We start from the raw sequence: 3,487 nt of genomic DNA on the forward strand, positions 1-3,487 counted from the left end.
GGCCGTACGGGTCGGCGCCCGAGGCCCGTCCGCCAGGGGCGCGGACCGTGGCAGGACTGTTGCCCGTGAAGTGGCGCAGGTCACTGCCGTCCGGTGCGGGGCGTGATCGACTCGACCGATGCGCCAGCCCTCCCCGCCCCGCCGCCCGTTGACGGCCCGGCACCCTGCCGCGTCTGCCGTGGCCGCCGCCACCGCCGCGTTCCTGCTCGCGGGTTGCGGCACCGCGACGACCGTGGCCTCCGGTGGCGGCCCGGAGGGTTCCGGCAGCCCCCGGCCGTGCGGCAGCGCGCCGCCGAGCGCGCCCGGTGTGCCGCAGCCGACCGCGCTCGCCCAGGGCGGGGTGCGGATCACCGCCGTCGGCCGCACCTGTTTCGAGTACGAGGTGACCAACCCGAACGCCGAACCGTACGACTACACCGTGGTGTTCAACGGCCCTGATCCGGACCGGGGCGCGGCGGTGTTCGGCGGCCCGGGCGGGGGAGGGAACCTCACCCGGACCGTCACCGGGCTCGCCCCCGGCGCCACCGAGAAGGGGCGGATCGACCTGACCGTGCCCGGCGCGACCGGGCCGGGCTCCCGCCCGGGCGCGCCCACCCTGGGACGGTCCGACAACCCCCGCCCGCCGAAGCCGGAGCTCCTCCAGGTCCGCAGCGTGCCCACCGCCGAGGCGCCCAGTGCCGGCGGCCCCTGCCCGCCCTCCGGCCTGCGGCTGTACGCCGACGAGGGGAGCGCCGCGATGGGCCTGCGCGCGGTCGGCCTGCACCTGCGCAACTGCGGGACGGCCACCGTCACCCTCGACGGCTACCCGCAGGTGCAGCCGCTCGACCCCGACCACAAGCCCCTCGACGGCGTGCGGATCCTGCGCGGCGGCGCCGAGATCGCCTCCGGCACCGGCGCGGACAACCCGCCGCAGAAGATCGCCCTGGGGCCGGGGGAGGGCGCCCGCGCCACCCTGGTGTGGCGCAACACCACCGAGGCCGGGGACCCGCAGAACGCCCCGTACGTCCGGGTGCGCGCCACCGCCGACGCGGCCCCCGTGATGGTCGTCCCGGAACTCGACCTCGGCACCACCGGCCGCCTCGGCGCCGGCGCCTGGGCCCGGGAGGACGCGAACGACAAGCCGTCGCCGGATCCGAGGCCCTGAGGCCCTGAGGTCCTGGAGAGGGAAGGACGGCCCGGCACGCTCCCCCGTGGCGTGCCGGGCCGTCGGCGCGGAAACGGAACGAGATGTTCCGACGCGCGGTGTTCACTCGTGGAGGATGCCAGGGAGACACCCCCGCCGTGTTGGCACCGAGTCGACAGTCCTTGGCACTGGGTGGACAGGTGCGGTCTTCCGGCCCGTCCGTGCGCGCGGGGTGCTCGCGGTGCGGGGTTCTCGGGGGGCGTGGGTCGGCCGGCGGCCGGTGTTGTGCAGGAGGCGCAGCACCGCGTCGGTGTCCAGGCCTTCGCAGGCGGCGTCCATCGCGGCGTAGAGGGACTCCTCGATCCCGGCGGCCCCATCGGCGGGGCCGTGCCGCCCGTGCGGCTAACCGCCGGCGCCCCCGGCCAGGGCCCGCCGGCGGTGCTCGCTGGGGGAGAGGCCGTACGCGGTCTTGAATGCGCGGCTGAACTCGGCGGCGCGGGGCAGGCCGCAGCGGGTGGCGACGGCGTGGACGGGCAGGTCGCGCAGCGCGGGGTCGGCCAGGTCGCGGCGGGCCCGCTCCAGCCGGCGGCGGCGGACGAAGGCGGCGACGGTCTCGCCGCCGGACTGCCGGGTGAACAGGCGGTGCAGGTAGCTGACCGAGATGTGGTGGGCGGCCGCGATCACGGCGGGGGTCAGCTCCGGGTCGCGCAGGTTGCGTCCGACGAAGGCCCGGACGTTCTCGACCAGGGCCCGCTGCCGGGTGTCGTCGGGTACGGCGGCCTCGGCGTCCAGTTCCCGGGCGAGCCAGGCGGCCACCAGGTCGACCACGATGCCGCCCAGCCGGGGGGTCTCGGCCGGGCCCAGGACGGCGGCCTGCCGGTCCAGGCCGACGAGGAACTCCGAGAGCAGCGCGCAGGCGCCCTCCCGGGAGGAGAAGCCGCGGCCCAGCAGCTCGTGCACCCGGTGCGGCGGCAGCGGCAGCAGGGCGGTGGGGAAGTCGACGCCGACGGCCTCGATCCGGCGCTCCGCGGGCGCCTGGGCGCGGGAGCCGAAGGCCCGCAGGTCGAAGGAGTGGGAGCTGTCGAGCATGTGCAGGTTTCCGGGTCCGAAGGTCTCGGTGCGCCCGCTGCCGGGGGTCAGGGCGAAGCCGCCGTCGAGCAGCAGGGTCAGGTGGAACACCCCGAGGTCCGAGCGGCGCACCCGGCGCTCGGTGCGCTGGAAGCGGGTCGGCGGGAAGGAGGTCCGCAGGAGGGTCACCGGCCCGAGCTCCAGGCGCCGCATCTCCGCCCGGAAGTCGTCGCAGTGGTCGCTGGTCACCTCGCTGTCCCGGGTGCGGCTGACCAACTCCCGCCAGCACTCGAACCGTTCCCTCTCGGGTACGCCCTCGCCGCGGAACACGCTCGCCGTGCTCGTCGCCACTGTCCGCCCTTCCCGTCCGGGGTCCGTCCCCTTCCCTGCCCGGTCGGGCTCCCCTTCCCCACCAGGTGTCACCGGCCCCTCGCAGCCGGTGACACCGAAACCTACAAGGTCAGGCCCGGTGTCCTCCGCCCGGGGGCCCGGAGCCCGGCCGCGCTCCGCCCGGGGCCGCCGTCGCCCGACGGGAAATCCGGTGAACCGGCCGTCCGCCACTGCCCGTTGGCATGAACGCAGGGACCGACAGGCCCTGCTCCCATCGGAGGGCGGCGTACGGGGCGCGTCCCGTACCGCCGTCGACGAGACCGTGCCGCGGCCGGTCGGGAACCGCGCCGCAGCGGAAAGAGGGGAACGATGAGGAACACCGGAAGGACCAGGCGCACGCTCGCCTTCGCCGGCGCCGCCCTGGCGCTGGCCTCGCTCACCGGGCTGACGACGGCCACCAGCGCGTCCGCCGACGTCAACAGCGAGTGGAACTGCTCGCGCAACCCGAGCGGCTGGGACCACATGAACTGGGGCAGCTGCCTGCTGCCCGGTGACTCGCTCGTCTCCGCCAACGGCGCCTACCGGCTGACCTACCAGACCGACGGCAACCTCGTGGAGTACGACCGCTACGGCACCGCGATGTGGAACACCGCCACCTTCGGCGGCGCGGGCAAGGCGATCATGCAGTACGACGGCAACTTCGTCGTCTACGACACCTTCAAGAACGCCAAGTGGGCCACCGGCAGCGGCTTCGGCTGCAACCCCAGCGCCAACTGGGTGCGCATGCAGAACGACGCCAACATCGTCGTCTACCGCCCCCACGACAACAGCAGCCCCTGGGTCCCGGTCTGGTCCTCGCAGTCCGGCCGCGTCGGCACCTGCTGACACCCACCCGGCCCGTGCCCGGCACCTGCTGACACCGCCGGGCCCGTGATACCCGGCACCGGCGGCCGCACCCCCTGCGGC

At 75.5% G+C, this 3,487-nt stretch carries 3 protein-coding genes; 2 read left to right on the forward strand and 1 reads right to left on the reverse strand.

What is annotated here, in order from left to right:
* Positions 1–118: 118 nt before the first annotated feature.
* The gene (locus ACFRQN_RS40225) at positions 119–1,144 is read left to right on the forward strand and encodes a DUF4232 domain-containing protein (RefSeq protein WP_380745610.1); all 1,026 of its coding nucleotides are present in this window, start codon (positions 119–121) and stop codon (positions 1,142–1,144) included.
* Positions 1,145–1,525: 381 nt separating this feature from the next.
* On the opposite strand, the gene ACFRQN_RS40230 is transcribed toward ACFRQN_RS40225, so the two are convergent.
* Positions 1,526–2,542: a helix-turn-helix domain-containing protein gene (locus ACFRQN_RS40230; protein WP_380745612.1), complete on the reverse strand. Its 1,017-nt coding sequence runs from the start codon at positions 2,540–2,542 to the stop codon at positions 1,526–1,528.
* Between the two features lie 348 nt (positions 2,543–2,890).
* Here ACFRQN_RS40230 and ACFRQN_RS40235 point away from each other — a divergent pair, with 348 nt between their 5' ends.
* Positions 2,891–3,406: a hypothetical protein gene (locus ACFRQN_RS40235; protein ID WP_074005383.1), complete on the forward strand. Its 516-nt coding sequence runs from the start codon at positions 2,891–2,893 to the stop codon at positions 3,404–3,406.
* Positions 3,407–3,487 lie beyond the last annotated feature (81 nt).

Source organism: Kitasatospora sp. NPDC056800, assembly GCF_042789775.1.
Taxonomy (GTDB): Bacteria; Actinomycetota; Actinomycetes; order Streptomycetales; family Streptomycetaceae; genus Kitasatospora.